Genomic DNA, 23,585 nt, shown 5'->3' with positions numbered 1-23,585 from the left:
ATTATAATTGCGTCGTTTTTTAAATCTCAAGGAAAAACGATGTTTATTTTTACTCCTTTATTTACCGTATTTACTCTATTAAGCGGTGGTTATCTCGCAAAACGCTTTAAAATTTTAAAGCAAAAACAATCAAGAACTTTTCTAGACTTTGCCATTATTTTTTCTTTACCTTGCTTAATCTTTGAAAAAGTATATCATTTAACGCTCGATTTTACACTCATTTTAATAATTTTACTTGGACTTAGTTCCTGTATTTTAGCGGGTTTAATCAGTGTTTTATTGGGTAAAATTTTTCATTTTTCAAAAACCACTCTAGTGAGTATGTTTTTATTATCAAGCTTTGGAAATACACTTTTTGTAGGTATTCCCATCATTTCTGGTATTTATCCTGATCCAAAATTTATAGGAGAAATTATACTTTATGATGCACTAGCAACAACCTTGCCTATTTCGCTTTTTGGACCACTCGTTTTATCTTTAGCAAGCGAGCAAAAAGTGAATTTATTGCAAAATATTAAAAAAATTATCACTTTTCCACCTTTTATAGCACTTGTTGGTGGTATATTTTGCAAAATGTTTTATATCCCAGAATTTATTTTTGAACCCATTAAAATGTTTGGCTCTTGCGCTACCGCAGTAGCTTTATTTGCCATAGGTTTAAGTCTTGGTTTTTCAGCCATTGTAAGTTCATATAAAAGCACATTGATTGTTATTGGAGCAAAAATGCTACTTGCTCCTTTGATTTTTATTGTATTGGTAAAAATTTTTCATCTTAATTTTAGTTCTAGTTTAAATGTTGCAATACTAGAATCAGCTATGCCAACAATGACTCTAGCAGGTGCAATGATAATGAAAGCTAAGCTTGACACTAATCTAGCCGTTAGTGCAGTTGCATTTGGAATTTTGTTTGCTTTTATTTCCATGCCTTTACTCACTTGGATTTTACTTTAAAACAGGCTCTTCTTCAAATATACTCTGATTGATGATATTTTTCAGAGTATAAAAACCCACCAAAAGCATCATAATACATAAAATCACAAACAAAAACACCCCAAAATATAAAAAGATACTCTCATGAGAAAATTCATAAAATTTCAAAATTGCTAAAATTGCTGCTGCACTTGGAAAAGTAAAAGCCCACCACGAGAGAAAAAATTTAAGTTTAAAAAAACTTTTAAACATAAAAAACAATAAAAAACTAAAAAACAAAGTTAAGCTAAAAAGACTTTGCGCAAACAAATCATAGCCCACAATTTTTACATAAGATAAGAAGCCAACTGCAGGAGGTGCAAGCATAATAAACATTGTTGGGATAAATTTCATTGCCAATTGATCGTGAAATAAAATTCTATAAAAAATAATACTAAATAATATCCCATAAAAAAACATCGCTATGCTAAAATAATACCAAAGCCAAGCCCACTCTTTTTCACCTGCAATTACGACGATTAAATTTCCAACCACAGGTATAAACCAAGCTGGATTGGAGTGTTTGATCTCTAAATTATTCTTAATCCAAAAAGAAATCACATAAAAGGTAATAAAGGTTTGAAAAACAAGACCTATATAAAAAAGACTTTGATAAAACACAGGAAAATCTTTCCAAAGCATTGCTAAAATAAGCAAAGAAATAGAAAAAGTAGCAGTAAAATTAATCTTAATGGGATGATTAATTTCGGCTTTAAAAGCATTAAAATACAAAATGATTTTCATAAGATAAAACACAACTATAATCATAAAAAGCGAAGTGCTTATCACTCTGAAAATATCAAAAAACACTAAAGAAAATTTAAATTTTTCGCTCAAAGCAAAAACAACAAGCGAAAATCCACCCATACCCATAATCACAGCAAAAAACATTATGGGAAAATTCTTAATTTTATGCATACTCATATCCTTTTTTTTGTGGAATTATCCTATAATATAAAAAAATGTTTTGTGATTTTGCTACAAAAAAAGGTAATTTTATGACTAAAGAAGAATTAATTGATAATTTTTTTAAAAAATTTAAACTTGCAAACGAAGACTTAGAAGAAATTAAATCAAATGCATATTTTAAAAATTTAAGCAAAGGAACTCAGCTTGCAAGCACAGATGATTGCTTGGGTTTTGTTATCATGGCGTATGGAACTTTAAGAGCTTATATCATCTCTTCAAATGCAAAAGAGATTACTATTTTTAAACTTATTAAAAACGAAGAATGCGTTATTTGTTCAAACTGTGCTTTAAATTCTATTAATTATAATATCATCTTAGAAAGCAGCGAAGATTCTCAAATTTTAATTATTCCTGCAAAAATTTATACCAAAATAAGAAATAAATATCAAAGCATCAATGACTATACTCTAAACATTATTTCTAAACGCTTTTCAAATCTCATTAGTGTTTTAGAACACGCCTTATTTACACCACTCATTGAAAGAATTCGTATCTTTTTAAAAGAAAATTCACAAAATAATAAAATCACACTTACCCATGAAGAAATAGCTAATCATCTAGGAAGCGCAAGGGAGGCCATTTCAAGAATACTAAAAGAAATGGAAAAGCAAGGAGAAATTTCACTGGGTCGTAAAGAAATTACCTTGCTAAAATAAATCAAACATTAAATCTAAAATGCATCACATCGCCATCTGCGACGATATAATCTTTTCCTTCCAAACGAAGTTTTCCAGCTTCTTTGGCGCCACTTTCGCCTTTATAAGCAATAAAATCATCAAAGCTAATCACCTCAGCCTTAATAAAACCTTTTTCAAAATCATTATGTATCACACTTGCCGCTTTTGGCGCTTTCCAACCCTTATGGATAGTCCAAGATCTAACTTCTATTTCGCCAGCTGTAAAATAGCTGATTAAATTCAATTTTGCAAAAGCTGTGCGAATGATTTGCTCTAAGCCACTATTTTCAACACCTAAAGATTGCAATAACTCATTACTCTCTTCTTCGCTTAAGCCTACCATTTCTTCTTCAATTTTCGCACAAAGTTTAATAACTTCATGATTATGCTCTTTGGCATAGTTTTTCAAAGCTTTTACATAATCATTATCTTCTAAGATTCCATCTTCATCAACATTTGCACCATAAATCACTTCCTTAGCAGAAAGCAATCTTAACTCTTTGATTAAATTCTTATAAATCTCACTATCACGCTCACTATAAGAACTAGCACTCAAACCTTTATTTAAATGCTCCAATAAAGAATTTGCAAGCTCCAAACTCTCCTTAGCACCCTTAGCATTTGCCTTAGCTTCTTTATTTAATTTTTCTATTTTTTTACCAAGTTGTTCGATATCGGCTAAGATAAGCTCTGTGTTGATAATCTCTATATCGCGAATAGGATCTACTTTACCTTCAACATGGGTGATATTTTCATCATCAAAACAACGCACAATATGTAAAATCACTTCCGTTTCGCGTATATTAGAAAGGAATTTATTGCCAAGTCCCTCGCCCTTACTTGCGCCCTTAACAAGTCCTGCAATATCAACGAATTCAATAACAGAATGTAGAATTTTTTGCGGATTTACAATCTGTGCGAGTTTCAAAAGACGAGAATCAGGAACAGGCACCATAGCCTTATTAGGCTCTATGGTGCAAAAAGGATAATTCGCACTTTGAGCATTTTGAGCTCTTGTTAAAGCATTAAAAGTCGTGGATTTCCCAACATTAGGCAAGCCAACAATTCCAACCGATAAACTCATTTCATAACCTTTGAAGAAAGTTTTAATAAATACGCAATGCACATTCTAACCCCTGCTCCACTTGCTCCAAAAGCATTATAGCCCCAACTTTTTTCCAAATACGCAGGTCCTGCTATATCAAGATGCAACCACTTATCTTTATATTCTTTACGAATAAATTTATCTAAAAAAAGCCCAGCGGTAATCGCTCCACCATAACGACTTGATGCAGTATTGCTTACATCGGCAATATTAGATTTTATCAGCTCTCTTAAATGGGGATTAAAATGCAATACCGTGGTATATTCTCCACTTTTTTTGCTTGTTTGATAAAAATCATTTTGTAAATCTTCATTATTTCCCATAATGGCACTTGTAAATTCTCCAAGTCCCACAACACAAGCTCCTGTAAGGGTTGCCATATCAATGAGTAAATCAGGCTTTAAATCTTGAGCAAAAGATAAACAATCAGCCAATACTAAACGCCCTTCCGCATCAGTATTTCTAACCTCTATACTTACACCTTCTCTAGAAATTAAAACATCATCAGGTTTATAAGCATCTCCTCCGATCATATTTTCCGTTGCACCAAGCACAGAATGCACTTCAATATCCAATTTCAACTCGGCCACCGCTTTAATGATGCCCATTGCAGCTGCAGCACCACTTTTATCTGCTTTCATCGTAAGCATATAATCAGCAGGTTTAAGACTCAAGCCCCCACTATCATAAGTAAGTCCTTTACCAACAAAAACCACTTTTTGCTTTGCATTTTTTGGCTTATAACTTAAATGAATCAAACGCGGTGGGTGTATAGAAGCTTTATTAACCGCTAAGAAAGCATTCATTTTTTCTTTGCTTAGGAATTTTTCATCATAAACTTTGCATGTGATATCTTTATTTTCTTTAGCAAGACTTAAAGCATCTTCTGCCATTTTTAAAGGGGTGTAAATTTGTGGAATTTCATTGACAATATCTTTAGTAAAATTAGTAGCATTTGCCAAAATCTCTCCCATATTAATACCAATTTGCGCCTCTTTTTTATCAAATTCCTTGCCATTAATTTCCTCATAGGAAATAATGATTTTTTCAAGACTTGAGATTTTTTTCTCGCTTTTATATTTATTAAATTCATAAACGCCAAATTTAAAACCTTGCACCAAAGATGAAAAACTCATCACAACGCATTTTCCTAGTATGCTTGGAATTTTTATACTTTTAATATTTAATTTTGATAAAGTTTTATAGATATTAAAACAAGCCATTCTAATATCTTCATATTCTAAACTCTTGAGCTCAATATAAAGAATTTTATTTGCTAAATCAAGACAAGCTCCCTCGCCTTTATAATCATTGATTTTAAATAAATCTTTAGCTTTAGAAAAATTCTTTAAATTTTTATCCTGTATAAAAACAACTTCAAAATCTGCTTTTATTTGTGTGATTTTTTTTGCACTCAATTCAAAATTCATTTTTTTTCCTTTTACTTAAAATCGCTCTCTCCATTTGCTTAAATCCAAAAAGCAAAAGAGAAATAAAACTAATGATAATCAAAGCAGCGTAATACCAATGCTGCTCAGCCCAAGTCACTGCCTGCCAAATTTGCCCTCCAAAATACCAAGCAAGCAATATTGTAATAGCCGCCCAAACCCAAGCGCTTAAAAGATTGATAAAGGCAAATTTTTTCGAACTATATCTGGTTATACCTATACTCATAGGAATAACCGTCCTAAATCCATACATATAGCGTTGCACGAAAATTATAGGCCAACCAAATCGTTGCAAAAGTAAGTGTGCAACTGCAAATTTACGCCTTTGTGTTTTAAGCTTTTTTTGAATGTATTTTTTATTATATCTTCCTATGTAAAAATAAATTTGATCACCCACAAAACCACCAAGTCCAGCGACAAAAACAATCATTGCCAAATTCACATGGCCTTCATGGGCAAAAATTCCACCTAAAATCAAAGCCATCTCACCTTCTAAAATGCACCACAAAAATATAATTAAGTAAGCCCAATCTTTGTATTGGAGCAATAATTCTTTCAAATTTTCTTCTATCATTTTACAACTCTAAAACATTATAAACAGGAGTTAATTTTGCCAGCTCATTAGCTCCATTTAAATCCTTAAGATTGATCAAAAAACAAGCCTCTACACATTTCGCTCCTGCTTTTTGTATCAACTCCCAAGATGCCAAAGCCGTTCCACCAGTAGCAATTAAATCATCGACCAACAAAACCTTAGCTTCATTAACTCCACTAAAAGCATCTTGATGAATTTCTATACTATCACTTCCATATTCTAAAGTATAATGACAAGTGAAAGTTTTATAAGGCAATTTTCCTGGCTTTCTAATAGGAACAAAAGGGATACTTAATTTCGCACAAAGCATGGAGGCAAAAATGAAACCCCTACTTTCAATTCCAGTAATAAAATCTAGGTTCATATATTTATAACGCTCCGCCAAATGTGAAAGTAAAAATTCTAAAGCTTTTTTGTTGCTCAAAAGTGTTGTAATATCCCTAAAAATAATTCCTTCTTTTGGAAAATTTGGAACAATCCTAATAGAATCAAGTAAATATTTTTTTTCTTCTTGCGTTAAAGTTATCATAACAATGCCTCTATTTTTGCTTCTAATTCTTTAATTCTTTGTCTTAATTTATCATTTTCTAAACGATACTGAGAATTTCTAGTCCTTAAAGAAGTCAAGTCGCTTTTGATTTTATTTAATTCTTCGGTTAAAATATCAATATTTCCTAAACTTCTTTGAAGTTGCACCTGAAGTTTGCGTATGACAATTTCAGTATCATCAAGATTGTTTTTAATGGAATCTTTAGAAATTTTTTCTTTATGAAGTAAGGTTTTGTAGTAAAACAACATTACAATCAAATAAATACTAATACAAATTAATACAGTTAAAATCAACCAATTTGAAAACATCACCACACCTCTATTTTTTCAATTCGTCTTAAATGTCTGCCTGCTAGAAATTTTGTATTAATAAATTTATCAATGATATCAAATGCCAAATCAAACCCTGTCAATCTTCCACCTAATGCCAAAACATTAGCATCATTGTGCTCCCTAGCAAGTCTAGCACTCAAAGGCTCATTACATAAAGCACAACGAATACCTTTGTGACGATTTGCGGCGATTGAAATTCCAATACCTGTGCCACAAATTAAAATTCCAAAACTATTTTCATCCATATGATTTGCAAGCAAATGTGCATAATCAGGATAATCACAACTTTGTGTATCCTTTGTGCCTAAATCCACAAAAACAATATTTTTTTCTTGAAAAAATGCACAAATTTTGCTTTTTAACTCAAAACCCGCATGATCGCTAGCAATATAAATTTTTTCTTTAAGCATTAAAAATTCCATTAAAATTTTCAAAATAAGCATTAATTTTAACATAATTAAACATAAAAAAAGCTTTCTTTTGTCATTATCCTAAAAACAATTTTATTTTTCAAAAATTACAATAAAAAACCAAAGCAAAAGGTTGTATTTATGAAAATCATTCTCATTGGTTCATCTACAGGCGGACCCAATCAGCTTAAATTTTTGCTAAAAGACCTTGATATTAAAAATACTTGTATTGTTATTGCTCAACATATGAGTTTAGACTTTATTCCTTCTTTTGCAAAACAATTTAACAAAGAAGCCTTAAGTGAAGTTACAACGCTTCAAGATAAAGAATTGCTAACTCATAAAATTTACATTTGCCAAAAAAACACTGTATTGAACGGAAATTTAAATTTAAGTGCCACTCATAGTCAAAAAACAACCAATTTTAAACCAAGTGTTGATTTGCTTTTTCATTCAGCTATTTCACTAGCAAAAACCAATAAAATTCTAGCCATTATTCTCACTGGAATGGGAGATGATGGTGCTAAAGCGATGCTTGAACTTTACAAGGCTGGTGCTAAATGTATTTGCGAAAGCGAAGAAGATAGTATTGTGTATGGAATGCCAAAAAAAGCCAAAGAGTTAAATCCGCATTTAAAACAAATGAGTCTTAATGAAATAAAAAGAGAAATTATCCATTTTGTAGAACAGGAATAGGCGATGAACAATTTTCATATCAATGAACAAGAACTTTATGAATTTATAAAAATTATTAATGAAATCAGCGGAATTGATTTAAGTGATAAAAAAGATATTTTACCCCTCAAACTTAGTACTTTTTTTAAACGCTTTAATATTACTGATTTTAAAGAATTTGTTGCTAAATTAAAATTCAACACAGAATTAAGACAAAATACACTTGACTTCATTACCATCAATGAAACCTATTTCCACAGAGAACTCACTCAACTTAAAGAAATTATTTTTTATGCCAAAAGTTTAGACAGAACAGTCAATATCCTTAGCGCACCCTGTTCTAGTGGTGAAGAAGTATATTCTTTAGCTATACTTGGGGCACAAAATTTCGTTAAAAATTTACAAATTACTGGCATAGATATTAATAATGAAATGATAAATAAAGCCAAAATTGGAAAATATACAGGACGCACCTTGCAAAGATTAAGTGAAATAGAAAAAAAGAAATTTTTTACCCAAAATGATGAATTTTACACTATAAATAAGAAAGAAATTTGCAATTGTCGTTTTGAGCTTTATAATGTTTTTGATCCCAAATTTCCTCAATTTAGCAAATTTGATATCATTGTTTCAAGAAATATGATGATTTATTTCGATTATGATTCTAAAATAAAATTGCTAGAAAATTTCTACAAACTTCTTAGCACTACAGGAAGACTTTATATAGGAAATGCTGATTTAGTACCTGAAAATATTTACTTTAAAAAAGTCTTTAGCTCAAAAGGTGTTTATTATGAAAAGCTTTAAAAAAATTTTTATTTTTTTAAGCCTTAATGTTATAAAATACTGCTTTTAATTTTCTTTATTAAGGTTGAATTAATGCGAGGTTATAAGATTTTTTCTGGTTCTGCAAATATAGAATTTGCTAAAAAAATTTCAAAATATCTTTCTTTACCCTTAAGCGAATCAGGCATAAAGCGTTTTAGCGACGGCGAAATTAGCGTTCAAATAGACGAAAGCGTGCGCGGAAAAGATGTTTTTATCATACAAAGTACTTGTGCGCCAACAAATGATAATTTAATGGAACTTCTTATTTTAACCGATGCCTTGCGTCGTTCGAGTGCAAATTCCATCACAGCAATTGTGCCTTATTTTGGCTATGCAAGACAAGATAGAAAAGCGACTCCAAGGGTACCTATTACAGCGAAACTTGTGGCGAATTTAATGCAAGCTGCTGGAATTAATCGTGTAGCAACTATAGATTTACATGCAGGACAAATTCAAGGATTTTTCGATATACCCGTTGATAATCTTTATGGAAGCATAGTTTTTAATGATTATATTAAAGCAAAAAATTTTAAAAACCCTATCATAGCAAGTCCAGATATTGGCGGAGTAGCAAGAGCTAGAAGTGTGGCTAAAAATTTAGGACTTGATATTGTTATTGTCGATAAACGAAGAGAAAGAGCCAATGAAAGCGAAGTGATGAATGTAATTGGCGATGTAAAAGATAAAGAAGTGATTTTAGTCGATGATATTATCGATACAGCTGGAAGTATAGTCAAAGCCGCAGAAGTCTTTAAATCAAAAGGCGCAAAATCAGTTATGGCTTGTTGTACTCACGCGGTTTTAAGTGGTATTGCATACGAAAGAATTGCCAGCGATGCTTTAGATGAGCTGGCAGTTACCGACACTATAGCTTTAAAACAAGAAAATAGCAAAATTAAAGTTTTAAGCGTTGCCCCAATTTTCGGAGAAGTTATTCGCAGAGTTTATCATAATGAAAGCGTAAATTCTTTATTTATTTAAAAAATAAAGATTTTTGATTATAAATATCAAAAATCTTTAAATATTTATTATTTTTGATTAAAATTTAGATATTTTATTTTTTTGAGGTTTATAATGAATTTACCTAATATACTTGCTAGTCTAAGGATTTTTTTAGCTCCTTTATTATTTTTTTTACTCACTTATCATTTTGAAAATATCCATCAAAGCTGGATTAATTATTTTGCTTGTTTGACTTTTGGGATCGCTGCTTTGACAGATTTTTTTGACGGCTATATTGCTAGAACTTGGAATCAGACTACAAAACTTGGCGCCATCTTAGATCCCTTGGCGGACAAAATGCTTATCTTGGCTGCATTTATAGGAATTTTAGTGCTTAAAAGAGCTGATGTTTGGGTTATATATCTTATTTTAGTACGCGAGTTTTTTATTACAGGATTTAGAGTGGTGATGCTAAGCGAAAACTTAAGCGTCGGTGCTTCTTTTTTTGGAAAGCTTAAAACCGCTTTTCAAATGGTTGCAATTATTTTTTTAATTATGCAATGGCCTTTTGCGCAATTTTTGCTTTATATAGCTCTTTTTCTTACTTTGTACTCTGGTTTTGAATATGTTTATACTTACATTAAACACATCAAAGGAAAACAATGAAAACTTTGTTATTTTTATTAATTATTTTAATCATTGGCTTTAAATTTTATTCTTTTGAATTTCTTGTCACGCTTTTAGTGATATCTTTTTTAATTTTCTTTCATGAGCTTGGCCATTTCCTAGCTGCAAAATCGCTAGGTGTAAAGGTTGAAGTTTTTAGCATAGGTTTTGGCAAAACCTTAATAAAAAAAACTTATAAAAATACAGAATACAGGCTCTCAGCCTTACCACTTGGTGGCTATGTTAAGCTTAAGGGTCAAGATGATTTAAATCCCACGGAAGAAAATTACGACAAAGATAGTTATAGTATTTTAAGCCCCTTAAAGAAAATTTACATTTTGGTTGCTGGACCTTTTTTTAATATTTTTCTAGCTTTTTTACTTTATATTGCCATAGGAAATTTAGGACTCATAAAACCGGCCGCACAAATTGGAAAAATTATGCCAGATTCTGCAGCACAAATGGCAAATTTACAAGCAGGAGATAAAATTTTAGCCATTGATGGAAAAGCTATTCAAAGTTTTGATGAAATTTCTAAATTTTTAAGCCCAAAAGAAACAACGCTATTGATACAAAGAGGCGATCAAAAACTTAATGTCACTCTAACACCAAAAATCGGAACAGGCTATAATGAATTTTTACAACCCATACAAAAACCTTTATTAGGTATCACTCAAAGCACCAATACTACTAAAATTTATCATACCGGCTTAGACTCTGTATACTTTGCTTTTGATGAAAGTATCAATGCTTCCTTACTTATTGTCAAAGGACTTGTAAAGCTCATCGCAGGTCAGATAGATCCTCAAAATTTAGGGGGTATCATCACTATGGTTGATGTGACTTCAAAAGCTGCAAATAATGGTTTAGTGGTGTTATTTTTCATTACAGCTTTAATTTCGATTAATCTTGGAATTTTAAATCTACTTCCTATACCTATGCTTGATGGTGGGCATATTGTATTTAATATCTATGAAATGCTTTTTGGAAAAAAAGTACATCCTAAAGTATTTGAGTATTTAAGTTATGGAGGAATGATTTTACTTCTAAGCTTAATGCTTTTTGCAACCTATAATGATATTGCAAGATTATTAAAACTTTAAGAAAATATGAAGATTATATCAAGTTGAAGAAAAATCACCTTCTAATTAAAGAAGGCAAAAAATTACTTGTCTCTAAGATTAAGCTCGCTAATTAATTTTGTGTAACTAGCATAATTTGTTCTCTTAAGATAAGCCAAGAGTCTTTTTCTTTGACCTACTAATTTTAACAAACCTAAACGAGACGAAAAATCTTTTTTATAGATTTTTAAATGTTCTGTAAGTTCTGAAATTCTAGCACTTAAAAGTGCAACTTGAACTTCCGTAGAACCAGTATCTCCTGCTTTTCTAGCGAATTTCGCAACTATTTCTGCTTTTTTAGCCGAATCCAAAGCCATCATGACCTCCTGATTGGTAGATTTTTTTATAAAAATTAGAATTATACTCTGAGAAAACAAAAATAAAACTGAAATTATATTTTATTGCGAAAAAATAATAAATTTAAGCCATTAAGCAGAAAAAATTAAATATAATACAAATTTTCAATAAAAAAGAAGGAGTAAAAGTGCTTTTTACAAAAGCCAGCGAATATGCTTTGTTTTCCATGATATATATTTCACAAAAAGAAAATCCTCAAGATGTTGATACTATGGCTCTAGAATTAAATATTCCAAAAAGTTTTTTGGCAAAAATTCTGCAAACTTTAGCTAAAGATGGTCTGCTTAAATCTTTTAAAGGTGCCAAAGGTGGTTTTGCTCTTATTAAGGAACCTCACGAATACACCATAAAAGAAATTATTAATAGTGCAGAAAAAAAAGATATTAATGTTTTTGAATGTAGCAATGGCGTATGCCCAAATCACAAAGAAGAATGCACCCTACTTTCTATGCTGGTAAATTTACAACAAAAAGTAGATGAATTCTTAGAATCCATAAGCTTAGCTGATATCATAAAATCTAATGGCAAAAAATAAAATTTTTGATCTCGTTTTTCCTTTTTTGGGACCTCTAATTGGTCCTGTTGTTAAAGCTAAAAGCTTAACTATTGTCGCTTTTATAGTTTGTATTTTAGCCATTATAATTGTCCCTTTACCTTCGGCAATTTTGGACTTTTTCTTGGCTTTAAGTATAGCTTTATCAGTTTTAATTATTTTAATTTCAATTTACATACCAAAACCCACAGATCTTACCACTTTTCCTACCTTAATTCTCATCATTACTTTATTTAGACTTGCTTTAAATATAGCAACAACAAGAATGATTTTAAGTGAAGGACAAAATGGACCTGTTGCTGTAAGTGAAATCATTGCTTCTTTTGGTGAATTTGTTGTTGGAGGAAATTATGTCATTGGAATCATTGTTTTTTGCATCTTAGTTTTAATCAATTTTATGGTTGTAACAAAAGGTAGTACAAGGGTTTCAGAAGTTCAAGCAAGATTTACTCTCGACGCCATGCCAGGAAAACAAATGGCTATTGATGCAGATTTAAACGCAGGACTTATTGACGAGCAAACAGCAAGGACAAGACGCCAAGAAATAATAGCTGAAGCAAATTTTTATGGCGCTATGGATGGTTCGAGCAAATTCATCAAAGGAGATGCTGTTGCTGGAATCATCATTACTATAATCAATCTCATTGGCGGGTTTTTAATTGGTTATTTACAACATGATATGGAGCTTAGTGCTTGTGCTTCTACTTATACCATTTTAACTATTGGTGATGGTCTTGTTTCACAAATTCCAGGTCTTATTACCTCTACTGCAACCGCCATTATCATTACGCGTGCTAGCAAAGATGAGAATAATTTCGCAGAAGGCACACTTAATCAACTCTTAAGTGAGTATCGTACACTTTTAATCGTAGGCTTTATACTCTTTATTTTTGCCTTAGTTCCCGGTTTACCACAACTTTCTTTGGGCTTTATGGCTTTGGTCTTTTTAAGCCTTGGTTATTTAACTAAACAAGTTAAAGAAGGTAAAATTGACATTAACATAAAAAAAGCAAAATCAAATCAAGTAGCTCAAGCTCAAAATCAAGCAACTCAAACCCCTAAAAAAACAGAAGAAGATATACTCAAAGAAGAAGAAAGAAAAATTACTGATATTTTAAAAATTGAAATTTTGGAATTAGAACTTGGCTATGGTCTTATAAGACTTGCCGAAAATGAACTTACAGAAAGAATTCGTTCCATGAGACGTACTATTGCACAAAGCCTAGGGTTTTTAATGCCAAAAATTCGTATCCGTGATAATTTGCAATTAAAACCCAATGAATACAATTTCAAACTCAAGGGCGTTGTCATCGCTAGTGCTGAAATATATCCTGATAAATACCTAGCAATGGATAGTGGATTTATCACTGAAGAAATAGAAGGTATAGCCACTAAAGAACCTGCTTTTAATTCTGATGCGATTTGGATTGATGCAAATTTGAAAGATGAAGCTACCCTAAATGGCTATATAGTCATTGATCCTGCGAGTGTGATTTCAACCCATATGAGTGAACTTATCAAAGCTCATGCAGCAGAGCTTTTAACACGACAAGAAGTGCAAAATCTTTTAGAAAAAGTGAAAGCTGATTATCCTATTATCGTAGAAGGTGCTTTAAATGTCGCTTCAGTAAGCTTAATTCAAAAAGTATTAAAAGACTTGCTCAAACATCACATACCTATTAAAGATATGCTTACTATCTTAGAGTCCATTAGCGATATAGCAGAGGTAAGCAAAAGTTTTGATATGATTATAGAGCATGTTAGAGCCTCTTTAGCACGGATGATTACCAATATGTATTTAGATGAAAAAGGAAATTTAGGAATTTATATTTTAGATTCTGCTAGTTCTTCCATTTTAATGGATCACTTACAATTTAAAGACGGAAGCTATCATTTGATGATTAATGTAGCACAAACCGGTGCTTTAGTTGACGCCTTAAAAAATGAACTTGCTTCGGTTGTTTCAACACGGATTAAACCTTTTATTCTTTGCGTCGAACCACAACTTAGAAAATTCATTGCAGATATTTGCTTGAATTTTAATATTAATATCGTTGTTTTAAGTTTCGCTGAAATTGCTGAAAATACGCAATTTGAAACCGAAGGTGTTATAAAAGTCAATTTATAATAAAAAGGAAAAATATGAAAATTTACCATCTCTCACATACTGATCTTGACGGATACGCTTGTCAATATGTGGTGAATTTTTATTTCAAAAACTGTGTTTTTTTTAACTCAAACTATGGTAAAGAAATTAATGATAATTTCACTGTTATTTTAAATCAAATTGAACAAGATTTACAAAAAAATCCTAATGAGCAATTTTATATCTTAATTACTGATTTAAATTTAACTCCTACTCAATGTGAAGATTTTCAAAAAGCCATAGAAAGCAAAAAAATTAAACTTTTACTTTTAGATCATCATCAAAGCGGTCTTGAATGTATGCAAAAATACCCTTGGTATTTACTAGATAATTCAAGATGTGCTACAAAAATTGTTTATGATTTTTTCTCTAAAATTTGCTTTAAAGATGAAAATTTAGCACACTTTGTCAAAGTGGTAAATGCAATAGATATTTGGTTAAAAGACGATAAATATTTTGAATTAGGTAAAATTTTTCTAGGAATGATAGCCAATGCTAAAGAAATCAATCGGACAATGTTTGCAAAACAAAACATAGAATATATGTTTTTTTTACTCGAACAAGCAAGACATTTTATAGACAAAGAAAATGCCCCTATTCTCTTAGAAGATTCTATACATTTTTTAAAAAAAGATTTTTTCAAACAAAATCATAATGATACTTTAGCGAATCTGATTTCTGCTTATATAGTCAATCATTTAAATTTTTATAAAGATAAATTTAGTATTTATTATGAAAATTTTAAAGGTTTATTAACTTATAATATAGGAAATACCTCTGTTATAGGAAATGATTTTTTAGTAAAAAATCCTGAATTTGATTTTTTTATCGATGTAAGTTCTAGAAAGACTTTAAGTTTCCGTGCTAATGGCAAAGTGGATGTTAGCTTAATGGCTAAAAAACTAGTTGGTGGTGGCGGACATAAAAACGCTAGCGGTGGATTATTTAACGGCTTTAAAGATAATGCAAGTTATACTAATATCAAAGCACAGATTAATGATTTGATTAAACAAAAAACCCTTAAAGAAGGCTTATCATGAAAAAAGAAATTGAAGCATTGCAATACGAACTCAATATAGTTTTAGAAGCAGCACTATTTTATGCTGGAGTCAAAAAAGAGCGTTTGGAGGATGCCGTAGATGCTTACATCGAATGTATTGATAATGTTTTAGAGAACTCAAATGCTCAAGGTATGGACGAGGTTATAGAGGTAATTGAATATCTTAGAAAAAATCACGGAGATTTATTTTGCCAAAATTAATCCTTGTATTAATATTAGCAAAAACATTTATTTTAGCTAATATCTTTGAAACGCTTAATGATTTTGCATACAGCAAAAGCTCAAATACACAAATTCAAAGTCAAGATGTAAAGCTACTCACGCTTTATGATAAGGGTCAAAAATGTGCGCAAATTTTAGTTTCAAAGAATGAAATTATCCCTTTTATTTTTTTTGATGCTTGCAAGAAATTTGAAAAAAGTGATAGTTTCAAACAATTTTTAAATTCAGATTTTAAGGAATTATACTTTAGCGATAATAAAGAAATTTCAAACGCCATTAAACAAATTCAAGCCACAATGCAAGATATTATGCTATCTTATAAACTTAATCGCGATATTAAAGACACAATGAGTAAAAATCCGAATTTAACTTTCTTAGAACCTTTTGATTTTGAAAAAGGAGGAACGCTTTTATATAAAGTTGATAATCAAGCTTGCGTTTTATTTAAAATCTTCAATAATATCAATGGAAAGAAAATACTGCAAATTCAAGGAATGGAAAATCTCAACAAATCATGCAGATTGATTATAAATTCTCCACAATTTAAAAGCTTATCTTATAATTTTAGGGATTTTAATTCTTATATTTTAGAGCAATAAATTCTTTAATTTTAATTAATATTTTATTTATTAAAACTACAATTTTATTTTTTTTGCTTTCTTTAAGAGGAATAAAAACGCAAGATTCTAAATCATTTTTTTCTTCAACACTAAGATTTTTCATTTTTGATATAACCTTCTTTAAATATACTGCTACGAAATTATAGCACAAAAAATAAAAATATGCTCAAGGATAACTAAAAATAAAGCATTTTTATATAATTTTATATATATACACTAATATAACTTTATATATATAGACTAAATTAAATTAAATATTTTTATTAAAATAATACTTGACATTATAACACTAAAAGTTGTATAATGACTTCAGCAATTTAAAAATCAGAGTGCTAATAATGAAAAATATAAAAAAGAAAGACCTTATACTTGAATCCATCATTGAAGCTTATCTTTTAGATAATGTGCCTATAGGCTCAAATGAGCTAAATCTCAAAATGAGTCTTTGCATTCCATCATCCACTATTCGCGTGTATTTTAAAAAGTTAAGTGATGAGGGTTTGCTAACAAAATTACATATTAGCGGCGGACGTATACCAACCATTTTTACAATGCAAAATTATTGGCAAGAACATATTAATACAAAAGAAAAAATCAGCATTAAAGATATTGCTTTGCTTGACTTTTTAAGCAAAGAGAATAAAATTTATTGCCTTGTATATGGGGGCAAAAATTTAATTTTAAAGGCAATAGAACGTATTGCTCAAAAATATCTGATTTTAGATTTTGAAGAAGAGCAAGTGATTTTAAGCTTTGATTTAGCAAGTTATGAATTTACAAAACGCTTTTTAGGACTTGAGCTTTTTCATATTGAAAATTATGCTTTAAATGTAGGTTTTATCAAGCTTGCGGATAAATTAAAATTCTTAAGAACAAGTTTGATTTATCACAGAAGTAACGAACAAAGGGCTTATCAAATTTATCAAAACGATGATTTTAATAAGCTCTTAGATGGAACCGTTCATATGGATTTTAAACAAAATTTAGAATTTGATCCTTTATTTAAGGAAGGTTTTATGGGGCTTAAATTAGATGCGGATTTTCTCGGAAAAGATGCTAATATTATTTTTGCAGGTAGCGTTTATACTAACTACAAAAAAATTTTAAAACAACTTAAGGAGGTAGCGTGAGTGAAATAAACGAAGAACAAAATAAAAAGCTTTGTGACGAACAAGAGCAAAGTCAAACAAACGAAGAAAATGAAATCGAAAAACTCCAAAATGAGTTAAACGAATTAAAAGACAAATATATGCGCGCAAACGCTGAATTTGAAAATATCAAAAAAAGAATGGAAAAAGAAAAGCTAAGTGCTATGGCATATGCTAATGAAGGCTTTGCTAAAGATTTGCTTGATGTTTTAGATGCTTTAGAAGCAGCCGTAAATGTCGAGTGTCAAGATGAAATCAGTTTAAAAATCAAAGAAGGGGTGCAAAATACTTTAGATTTATTTATGAAAAAACTTGAAAAACATGGGGTCAAACTCATCGGCGAAACTCTTGAATTTGATCCAAATTTACATGAAGCGATGTTTCATGTAGATAGCGAAAATCACAAAAGTGGTGAAGTGGTTAGCGTGCTTCAAAAAGGCTATCAAATAGCTGATCGTGTGATCCGCCCAACCAAAGTTAGCGTAGCAAAATAAAAATTTAATAAAAGGATAAAAAATGAGTAAAGTTATAGGTATAGATTTAGGAACAACCAATTCTTGTGTTGCTGTGTATGAACGCGGCGAGAGTAAAGTAATCCCAAACAAAGAAGGAAAAAACACAACTCCTTCCGTAGTAGCTTTTACAGATAAAGGCGAAGTTTTAGTAGGTGACAGCGCAAAACGCCAAGCAGTAACCAATCCTGAAAAAACCATTTATTCTATCAAAAGAATCATGGGTTTGATGATCAATGAAGATGCAGCTAAAGAAGCTAAAAATAGACTTCCTTATCACATCACTGAAAGAAATGGTGCTTGTGCGATTGAAATTGCAGGTAAAATTTACACTCCGCAAGAAATTTCAGCAAAAGTATTAATGAAATTAAAAGAAGACGCTGAAGCTTTCTTGGGCGAAAGTGTTACTGATGCAGTTATTACCGTGCCAGCTTATTTTAACGATGCACAAAGAAAAGCGACAAAAGAAGCAGGAACGATTGCAGGGCTTAATGTATTAAGAATCATTAATGAGCCTACTTCAGCAGCTTTAGCTTACGGACTTGATAAAAAAGATAGCGAAAAAATCGTAGTTTATGATCTAGGTGGTGGAACTTTTGATGTTACCGTGCTTGAAACTGGCGATAATGTGGTAGAGGTTTTAGCAACAGGCGGAAACGCGTTTTTAGGTGGGGATGATTTTGATAATAAACTTATAGATTTTCTAGCAAGCGAATTTAAAGATGAAACAGGTATTGATCTTAAAAATGATGTTATGGCTTTACAACGCTTAAAAGAAGCTGCAGAAAATGCTAAAAAAGAACTAAGTTCAGCTAATGAAACAGAGATTAATTTACCATTTATCACAGCTGATGCAAGTGGTCCAAAACACTTGGTTAAAAAATTAACTAGAGCTAAATTTGAAGGTATGATTGATTCACTTGTAGCTGAAACCATTAGTAAAATCAACGAAGTGGTAAAAGATGCAGGGCTTGATAAAAACGAAGTAAAAGAAATCGTTATGGTGGGTGGATCTACCCGTGTGCCTTTAGTACAAGAAGAAGTTAAAAAAGCTTTTGGAAAAGATTTAAACAAATCTGTAAATCCAGATGAAGTTGTAGCTATTGGTGCGGCAATTCAAGGTGCGGTTATAAAAGGTGATGTTAAAGATGTGCTTTTGCTTGATGTAACTCCACTTTCACTAGGTATTGAAACTCTAGGTGGCGTGATGACTAAAATCATCGAAAAAGGTACAACAATACCAACCAAAAAAGAGCAAGTTTTCTCAACTGCAGAAGACAATCAAAGTGCTGTTACTATCAATGTTTTACAAGGTGAGAGAGAATTTAGTCGTGATAATAAATCTTTAGGAAATTTCAATCTTGAAGGAATTCCACCAGCACCACGCGGAATGCCACAAATTGAAGTAACTTTTGACATTGACGCAAATGGTATTTTAACCGTTTCAGCAAAAGACAAAGCAACAGGCAAAGCACAAGAGATTAAAATCACAGGTTCAAGCGGACTTAGCGAAGAAGAAATCAATAACATGGTAAAAGATGCCGAACTTCATAAAGAAGAAGATAGAAAACGTAAAGAAGCCGTAGATGCTAGAAATGCAGCCGATAGCTTAGCACATCAAGTGGAAAAATCTTTAAGCGAACTTGGAGAAAAAGTGGCTGATAGCGATAAAGAAAATATCCAAAAAGCACTTGATGATTTGCGTGAAACTTTGAAAAACCAAAATGCAAGCAAAGAAGAAATCGAAGCTAAAATGAAAACTTTAAGTGAAGTTTCTCATAAATTGGCTGAAAATATGTATAAAAAAGATGAGCCAAATGCAGCTAATGATAAAAAGAAAAAAGACGATGATGTAATCGATGCTGAAGTCGAATAAAACTTCCTAAACTCCCTAATCAAGCCCTAAATTTGGGCTTGATTTTTTAATTTCAAGAAATTATTTTAGAAATCAAAGATTCTATGCCACATTTAATCAATGAGAATGATAAGAATTCAACCCTTGCACCCTTTATGGCTTTATGCAGATATAGGATAACTAATCTAAAAAATCATAGTAAAGGGCAATAAAGTATGAAATATATTACATTGCCTTTTATTGCAGGTTTAATTGTATTTGTTTCGGTAAAAGGTTGTTTTTATCCTACAAGCTATCGTGCTTTTATACCAAAAGTTTAGATTCTGAGTATAAAGAGTTTGAAAGATTTTCACAACAAGAATTGGACAGAGTACTTTATGCTAGACCTTTAACAGAAATAGAAAAAATAGTCTCAATAAAAATGATTTTTATATCAAAACAAATCAATATGGCATTAAGAACAAAGATATAGATATGTTTGTGGGTATTGAATTTATATATTCAGCAGAAAGACTTGTATATGTCTATATAAAAGAATTGGGCTATTATGGTGGTTGGAATAAATGGACATTTAATTTATTTATTCTTTCAAATACAACGCAAAGAAATTACAATTCAATAGAGAGTATTATAATAAACAACTCTCAAATAATGCAAAACAAAGAGATAATAGGCAATCTAAAAATAGGTGATAAATTAGATAGATCTTATACTTATGATTATCTGAATATTATTGTGTTAGAAAATTTATTAGACAAACCAAGCTATCTTAATCATTTCGAAGAAAACTATGATTGTTTTGAGGACTTATAATGACTTTTAATTACAAATACTCTCTTGGAATCTATGTTAATGATTGGGGTTTATAATGGGCAGTGAGGGAAACCCTCATGTGTTTTTATAGCTTTTATTATATGTTTTATTATCATTATTTAAATAAAGGATAATTTTGAAAGAAAAAATCAATAAGCTAAGAGATTATGCAGAACTTACACAAGCTAGGAATTTCTCTCAAAGATATGAGATTAAATTTCACCAGCCTAATACTTTAAGTAGTTTTTCTGCTACTTTATTTGGAGAAAAAAGAAAATAAATTTATAGTAAAATAAAAAAAGTTATACTGCTAAATATAACTTATAAACCATATCTTAATTTTAATAAAATAGAGAAACTAAAGGAAATAGCTTAATGATGACATACATATTACTTCTTATTATAATTTCTACTATTCTTTCTTATCTTATATTAAAATTTATTTATAGAATTATCTTTAAATCTAAAAAAAGTGTTTCAAAGTTTTTAGTCTTTCTTGGAAGCATAGGTTTAATTATCTTTTATTATACTCCTTATTCTTATTATTTAGAGCCTAGTTTTTATAAGTTTAAAGAAATATGTAAGCTAGACCCAGAGATTTATCAAGCCAATGGTGGTAAATTAGATGAGGAATATTATAATAAAGTGCTAAGGTATTTTGATACGGATTTGGATAATATGTCAAAGTCATATAAAAAAGAGCTAGGGGTAACTAATGATAAAAAATATAGTAGATATTGGTTTGAAACATGGATAGATGGAAGAACCGAAATAAGCTTTGAAATATGGTTTAAAAGTAATATTGCAATAAAAGACAATATTGACTTTAGTATAAAACCTTTTTTTTATGCTTCTTGGCGTGATTTACGCCCATTTCCATCAGGTAATGAAGGGACAGGATTTTATCTTTCAGGAGATAGATTGAGTTGCTTTGAAATATTAAGCAAGAGTGAATATAAAAAATTCAAAGAATGGAAAGAAAATAATGCAAAATATTAAAAAACAAATACAAACATTAAAAGACAATTCAGAACTTGCTTGGGCAGCCTATGGATATTTTCATTTAGCTAATGAAAGTTATAAGCCAGAGGAAAATAGTAAGGATTGGAAAAGATTAAAATATTTTAGAAAATTATATAAAAACAATAATTTAAAATCTAGTAAAACCGATGAACAATTACAATCCATTTACCCCACCTACGCTGATATACTCGACATTACTTATAAATACTACCTTGATGATAATAGCAAACCCAAAGATGGCTTCTTTGATGATGAGTTATTTGATGGCGAATTCTCCCCACTCCAAGCTAAACAATTCTTTTCTCGCTATGATTTATTAAAACATTGCCCTAATACAGATTCAGGTTTTTCTGCTACTTTATTTGGAGAAAAAAGAAAACAAATTAATAGTAAAACTAAAGAAAAAAGCTATACCAGTGAATATGGCTATATCAATTATATTTTAGCAATTAGAGGAACAGAAATGAGTTCTTTTAAAGATTTATTTGTAGCTGATGCTTCTTTAGCCATAGGCTCTATACCTAAAGCCCAATATGATGATATGATAAACTTTTATGAAACTTGTATTAAAGATTATCCACAAATCAAAGAAAAAGACTCTCTTACCATTACAGGACACTCTCTTGGAGGCTGTCTTGCGCAACTCTTTGCTTTAAGTATCTGTGATGATAAGAATAGAAATAATATCAAAGCTTTATATACTTATAATGCACCTGGAGCTAGAAAGATAATACCTCCTTATGATTATATAGTCAAACTCTTTATATTTCACAGTAAAGAACAACAAGAAAGATTTATAAAAGAAGAAATAGAAAATATAGCAAATAGAGCAAGAGATTTAGGCAAAGATAATATTTTCTTAGAAAGTAAGATACGAAAGATATTACACAAGATAATCCAAGAAAAACAAAGTCAATACTATGGGATAACAATGAGTATTTCTACTAATACAACGATGATGACACTCGATATTAATGCCATTCCTATTTTAGCAGATATTGCACCATATTATAGACAACTTGCTTATAATTATTGGCAACATTTTAAAGAAGATAGGAGAACACCTCAAAATTTTAAACTTAAAGGAGATGAAAGATATATATACAAACTCTCAATTCAAGATTCTATACATCATTGTGAATCAAGTAGTAATGAATACAAAAATGAATGGTATATCGGCTCTCCTATATCAAAACTAGGGATTAAGCTAGGATTACATCAAGACAATCAATATAGCGATACAACGCTGCTTCATACAATCAATACAAGCTCTGGAATAACAGGGGAACACTCCATTATCCCCCTTACTCAAACTCTCTATTTTTATTCTTATCTTTTAGAATTAGATGCTAACTATAACAAAGTCAAAGATAAAAATCTTAGCGAGTGTATAGAATATCTTAATCATTTTACGAAAAGTATTCAAATATATATAGAAACTTTTGTGTTAAAAAATAATGATATTAATAATAAAAATTTTACTCTTAAAAATAGACTTCTTGGGCTTTTTAAAAATTCGCCAATCAATCATTTTGAATACTTTCTTTCATTAATAGCCACTATAATGCAAGAAATAAATGACAGTTCGCAAGAGGTTGGAGATAGTTATTATGCAAACTATAACCCTCCTACCATTAGTCAAACAAAAATCATAGATTTTATTTTAAAGGTGCAAGAAAAAGAAAAATATATTTTAATTCTTGATAAAAATGATTTTAATAAATACAGAAAAGATTGTTCCTTTGTTAATAATCAAGAAAATTTAGCCCATAAAATTGCCATTGGGGAATTTAGAATTTTCATTGTAGTTTATAAAGACATGAAATGTCTTGAAAATATTAACAATATAACAAAAATATATGGATATAATTCAAAAAGTTATAAAATAAAAGATCAAATTTGGGATGAGCAATATTTAGGTGGAGTTTGTAAAATATCACAAGCTTTATATTTTAGCGGAAAAGCTAAAATAGGCATCATTTAAGGAAA

General features: G+C 30.3%; 27 protein-coding genes. 19 read left to right on the top strand and 8 right to left on the bottom strand.

Features of this window, described 5'->3' with window-relative positions; translation table 11 throughout:
- Positions 1 to 39: 39 nt before the first annotated feature.
- Positions 40 to 951 (top strand): AEC family transporter, encoded by a 912-nt coding sequence (locus AAH949_RS03765; RefSeq protein WP_348519022.1) that lies wholly within the window; start codon positions 40 to 42, stop codon positions 949 to 951.
- Here the strand turns inward: AAH949_RS03765 and AAH949_RS03760 are convergent.
- Positions 943 to 1,887, bottom strand: a complete 945-nt coding sequence (locus tag AAH949_RS03760) for an SLAC1 anion channel family protein (RefSeq protein ID WP_348519021.1) — start codon at positions 1,885 to 1,887, stop codon at positions 943 to 945. The genes AAH949_RS03765 and AAH949_RS03760 overlap by 9 nt on opposite strands.
- 80 nt (positions 1,888 to 1,967) lie before the next feature.
- Between AAH949_RS03760 and AAH949_RS03755 the strand changes: the two genes are divergently transcribed.
- Complete coding sequence (locus AAH949_RS03755) at positions 1,968 to 2,594, top strand: Crp/Fnr family transcriptional regulator (RefSeq protein ID WP_348519020.1); 627 nt, start codon at positions 1,968 to 1,970, stop codon at positions 2,592 to 2,594.
- Between the two features lies 1 nt (position 2,595).
- On the opposite strand, the gene ychF is transcribed toward AAH949_RS03755, so the two are convergent.
- Genes ychF through rpiB form a run of 6 tightly spaced genes read right to left on the bottom strand, consistent with a single transcriptional unit; the run spans position 2,596 to position 7,055 of the window.
- Entirely contained in the window at positions 2,596 to 3,699 is a 1,104-nt protein-coding gene (gene ychF, locus AAH949_RS03750) for a redox-regulated ATPase YchF (protein ID WP_134239113.1), read from the bottom strand.
- Entirely contained in the window at positions 3,696 to 5,150 is a 1,455-nt protein-coding gene (locus AAH949_RS03745; protein ID WP_348519019.1) for a leucyl aminopeptidase, read from the bottom strand. Before AAH949_RS03745 ends, ychF begins: the two co-directional genes overlap by 4 nt.
- Entirely contained in the window at positions 5,140 to 5,739 is a 600-nt protein-coding gene (locus AAH949_RS03740) for a DedA family protein (protein ID WP_134239134.1), read from the bottom strand. The genes AAH949_RS03745 and AAH949_RS03740 overlap by 11 nt, the downstream gene beginning before the upstream one ends.
- Before the next feature lie 4 nt (positions 5,740 to 5,743).
- Positions 5,744 to 6,292 carry an adenine phosphoribosyltransferase gene (gene apt / locus AAH949_RS03735; RefSeq protein WP_134239115.1) on the bottom strand — a complete coding sequence of 183 codons (549 nt, stop codon included), beginning with the start codon at positions 6,290 to 6,292 and terminating at the stop codon, positions 5,744 to 5,746.
- On the bottom strand, positions 6,289 to 6,621 hold the full coding sequence (locus tag AAH949_RS03730) for a hypothetical protein (protein WP_134239116.1): 333 nt from the start codon (positions 6,619 to 6,621) through the stop codon (positions 6,289 to 6,291). The genes apt and AAH949_RS03730 overlap by 4 nt, the downstream gene beginning before the upstream one ends.
- A complete protein-coding gene (gene rpiB, locus AAH949_RS03725) occupies positions 6,621 to 7,055 on the bottom strand; it encodes a ribose 5-phosphate isomerase B (RefSeq protein ID WP_134239117.1) in 435 nt (144 codons plus the stop codon). Before rpiB ends, AAH949_RS03730 begins: the two co-directional genes overlap by 1 nt.
- Before the next feature lie 141 nt (positions 7,056 to 7,196).
- Between rpiB and AAH949_RS03720 the strand changes: the two genes are divergently transcribed.
- From AAH949_RS03720 to rseP, 5 genes are all read left to right on the top strand, one after another.
- Positions 7,197 to 7,751: a CheB methylesterase domain-containing protein gene (locus AAH949_RS03720; protein ID WP_134239118.1), complete on the top strand. Its 555-nt coding sequence runs from the start codon at positions 7,197 to 7,199 to the stop codon at positions 7,749 to 7,751.
- 3 nt (positions 7,752 to 7,754) lie between these two features.
- Positions 7,755 to 8,537 (top strand): CheR family methyltransferase, encoded by a 783-nt coding sequence (locus tag AAH949_RS03715; protein ID WP_134239119.1) that lies wholly within the window; start codon positions 7,755 to 7,757, stop codon positions 8,535 to 8,537.
- 72 nt (positions 8,538 to 8,609) lie between these two features.
- A complete protein-coding gene (locus tag AAH949_RS03710; protein ID WP_134239120.1) occupies positions 8,610 to 9,539 on the top strand; it encodes a ribose-phosphate pyrophosphokinase in 930 nt (309 codons plus the stop codon).
- Between the two features lie 93 nt (positions 9,540 to 9,632).
- Positions 9,633 to 10,166: a CDP-diacylglycerol--glycerol-3-phosphate 3-phosphatidyltransferase gene (gene pgsA, locus AAH949_RS03705; RefSeq protein ID WP_348519018.1), complete on the top strand. Its 534-nt coding sequence runs from the start codon at positions 9,633 to 9,635 to the stop codon at positions 10,164 to 10,166.
- Positions 10,163 to 11,269, top strand: coding sequence for an RIP metalloprotease RseP (gene rseP / locus AAH949_RS03700; RefSeq protein ID WP_348519017.1), 1,107 nt, complete (start codon positions 10,163 to 10,165; stop codon positions 11,267 to 11,269). The genes pgsA and rseP overlap by 4 nt, the downstream gene beginning before the upstream one ends.
- A 62-nt stretch (positions 11,270 to 11,331) precedes the next feature.
- Here the strand turns inward: rseP and rpsO are convergent, their stop codons facing one another.
- The gene (rpsO, locus tag AAH949_RS03695; protein ID WP_134239123.1) at positions 11,332 to 11,604 is read right to left on the bottom strand and encodes a 30S ribosomal protein S15; all 273 of its coding nucleotides are present in this window, start codon (positions 11,602 to 11,604) and stop codon (positions 11,332 to 11,334) included.
- Between the two features lie 167 nt (positions 11,605 to 11,771).
- On the opposite strand from rpsO, the gene AAH949_RS03690 reads away from it, so the two are divergent.
- From AAH949_RS03690 to AAH949_RS03635, 12 genes are all read left to right on the top strand, one after another.
- Positions 11,772 to 12,179, top strand: a complete 408-nt coding sequence (locus tag AAH949_RS03690; protein WP_134239124.1) for an RrF2 family transcriptional regulator — start codon at positions 11,772 to 11,774, stop codon at positions 12,177 to 12,179.
- Positions 12,166 to 14,325, top strand: coding sequence for a flagellar biosynthesis protein FlhA (gene flhA / locus AAH949_RS03685; protein WP_348519016.1), 2,160 nt, complete (start codon positions 12,166 to 12,168; stop codon positions 14,323 to 14,325). Before AAH949_RS03690 ends, flhA begins: the two co-directional genes overlap by 14 nt.
- A gap of 14 nt (positions 14,326 to 14,339) precedes the next feature.
- On the top strand, positions 14,340 to 15,383 hold the full coding sequence (locus AAH949_RS03680) for a 3'-to-5' oligoribonuclease B (RefSeq protein ID WP_348519015.1): 1,044 nt from the start codon (positions 14,340 to 14,342) through the stop codon (positions 15,381 to 15,383).
- Positions 15,380 to 15,604 (top strand): hypothetical protein, encoded by a 225-nt coding sequence (locus AAH949_RS03675; RefSeq protein ID WP_134239127.1) that lies wholly within the window; start codon positions 15,380 to 15,382, stop codon positions 15,602 to 15,604. Before AAH949_RS03680 ends, AAH949_RS03675 begins: the two co-directional genes overlap by 4 nt.
- Positions 15,592 to 16,224, top strand: coding sequence for a hypothetical protein (locus AAH949_RS03670; protein WP_348519014.1), 633 nt, complete (start codon positions 15,592 to 15,594; stop codon positions 16,222 to 16,224). Before AAH949_RS03675 ends, AAH949_RS03670 begins: the two co-directional genes overlap by 13 nt.
- A 359-nt stretch (positions 16,225 to 16,583) precedes the next feature.
- On the top strand, positions 16,584 to 17,375 hold the full coding sequence (locus tag AAH949_RS03665) for an HrcA family transcriptional regulator (RefSeq protein ID WP_348519013.1): 792 nt from the start codon (positions 16,584 to 16,586) through the stop codon (positions 17,373 to 17,375).
- A 5-nt stretch (positions 17,376 to 17,380) separates the two neighbouring features.
- Positions 17,381 to 17,887, top strand: coding sequence for a nucleotide exchange factor GrpE (grpE, locus tag AAH949_RS03660; RefSeq protein WP_348519130.1), 507 nt, complete (start codon positions 17,381 to 17,383; stop codon positions 17,885 to 17,887).
- A 22-nt stretch (positions 17,888 to 17,909) separates the two neighbouring features.
- Positions 17,910 to 19,781 (top strand): molecular chaperone DnaK, encoded by a 1,872-nt coding sequence (gene dnaK / locus AAH949_RS03655; protein ID WP_134239131.1) that lies wholly within the window; start codon positions 17,910 to 17,912, stop codon positions 19,779 to 19,781.
- Between the two features lie 453 nt (positions 19,782 to 20,234).
- Complete coding sequence (locus tag AAH949_RS03650) at positions 20,235 to 20,573, top strand: hypothetical protein (protein WP_348519012.1); 339 nt, start codon at positions 20,235 to 20,237, stop codon at positions 20,571 to 20,573.
- A gap of 136 nt (positions 20,574 to 20,709) precedes the next feature.
- On the top strand, positions 20,710 to 20,853 hold the full coding sequence (locus tag AAH949_RS03645; RefSeq protein ID WP_348519011.1) for a hypothetical protein: 144 nt from the start codon (positions 20,710 to 20,712) through the stop codon (positions 20,851 to 20,853).
- A 95-nt stretch (positions 20,854 to 20,948) separates the two neighbouring features.
- Positions 20,949 to 21,572: a hypothetical protein gene (locus AAH949_RS03640; protein ID WP_348519010.1), complete on the top strand. Its 624-nt coding sequence runs from the start codon at positions 20,949 to 20,951 to the stop codon at positions 21,570 to 21,572.
- The gene (locus tag AAH949_RS03635; RefSeq protein ID WP_348519009.1) at positions 21,559 to 23,580 is read left to right on the top strand and encodes an Mbeg1-like protein; all 2,022 of its coding nucleotides are present in this window, start codon (positions 21,559 to 21,561) and stop codon (positions 23,578 to 23,580) included. The genes AAH949_RS03640 and AAH949_RS03635 overlap by 14 nt, the downstream gene beginning before the upstream one ends.
- Positions 23,581 to 23,585: the final 5 nt, after the last annotated feature.

It is taken from the genome of Campylobacter sp. CCS1377, from assembly GCF_040008265.1.
Taxonomy (GTDB): Bacteria; Campylobacterota; Campylobacteria; order Campylobacterales; family Campylobacteraceae; genus Campylobacter_D.
The sequence above is the reverse complement of the archived record's forward strand: the minus strand, read 5'-3'. Positions and strand labels throughout refer to the sequence as shown.

Bases quoted from the DNA above. Each gene is read 5' to 3' on its own strand.
- AAH949_RS03720 (WP_134239118.1), top strand. From the start codon at position 7,197: ATGAAAATCATTCTCATTGGTTCATCTACAGGCGGACCCAATCAGCTT.
- AAH949_RS03755 (WP_348519020.1), top strand. From the start codon at position 1,968: ATGACTAAAGAAGAATTAATTGATAATTTTTTTAAAAAATTTAAACTT.
- AAH949_RS03635 (WP_348519009.1), top strand. From the start codon at position 21,559: ATGCAAAATATTAAAAAACAAATACAAACATTAAAAGACAATTCAGAA.
- rpsO (WP_134239123.1), bottom strand. From the start codon at position 11,604: ATGGCTTTGGATTCGGCTAAAAAAGCAGAAATAGTTGCGAAATTCGCT.
- AAH949_RS03650 (WP_348519012.1), top strand. From the start codon at position 20,235: ATGTTTGTGGGTATTGAATTTATATATTCAGCAGAAAGACTTGTATAT.
- dnaK (WP_134239131.1), top strand. From the start codon at position 17,910: ATGAGTAAAGTTATAGGTATAGATTTAGGAACAACCAATTCTTGTGTT.
- apt (WP_134239115.1), bottom strand. From the start codon at position 6,292: ATGATAACTTTAACGCAAGAAGAAAAAAAATATTTACTTGATTCTATT.
- AAH949_RS03765 (WP_348519022.1), top strand. From the start codon at position 40: ATGTTTATTTTTACTCCTTTATTTACCGTATTTACTCTATTAAGCGGT.
- ychF (WP_134239113.1), bottom strand. From the start codon at position 3,699: ATGAGTTTATCGGTTGGAATTGTTGGCTTGCCTAATGTTGGGAAATCC.
- AAH949_RS03715 (WP_134239119.1), top strand. From the start codon at position 7,755: ATGAACAATTTTCATATCAATGAACAAGAACTTTATGAATTTATAAAA.
- flhA (WP_348519016.1), top strand. From the start codon at position 12,166: ATGGCAAAAAATAAAATTTTTGATCTCGTTTTTCCTTTTTTGGGACCT.
- AAH949_RS03675 (WP_134239127.1), top strand. From the start codon at position 15,380: ATGAAAAAAGAAATTGAAGCATTGCAATACGAACTCAATATAGTTTTA.
- AAH949_RS03680 (WP_348519015.1), top strand. From the start codon at position 14,340: ATGAAAATTTACCATCTCTCACATACTGATCTTGACGGATACGCTTGT.
- pgsA (WP_348519018.1), top strand. From the start codon at position 9,633: ATGAATTTACCTAATATACTTGCTAGTCTAAGGATTTTTTTAGCTCCT.
- AAH949_RS03730 (WP_134239116.1), bottom strand. From the start codon at position 6,621: ATGTTTTCAAATTGGTTGATTTTAACTGTATTAATTTGTATTAGTATT.
- rseP (WP_348519017.1), top strand. From the start codon at position 10,163: ATGAAAACTTTGTTATTTTTATTAATTATTTTAATCATTGGCTTTAAA.
- AAH949_RS03665 (WP_348519013.1), top strand. From the start codon at position 16,584: ATGAAAAATATAAAAAAGAAAGACCTTATACTTGAATCCATCATTGAA.
- AAH949_RS03760 (WP_348519021.1), bottom strand. From the start codon at position 1,887: ATGCATAAAATTAAGAATTTTCCCATAATGTTTTTTGCTGTGATTATG.
- AAH949_RS03710 (WP_134239120.1), top strand. From the start codon at position 8,610: ATGCGAGGTTATAAGATTTTTTCTGGTTCTGCAAATATAGAATTTGCT.
- rpiB (WP_134239117.1), bottom strand. From the start codon at position 7,055: ATGCTTAAAGAAAAAATTTATATTGCTAGCGATCATGCGGGTTTTGAG.
- AAH949_RS03640 (WP_348519010.1), top strand. From the start codon at position 20,949: ATGATGACATACATATTACTTCTTATTATAATTTCTACTATTCTTTCT.
- AAH949_RS03745 (WP_348519019.1), bottom strand. From the start codon at position 5,150: ATGAATTTTGAATTGAGTGCAAAAAAAATCACACAAATAAAAGCAGAT.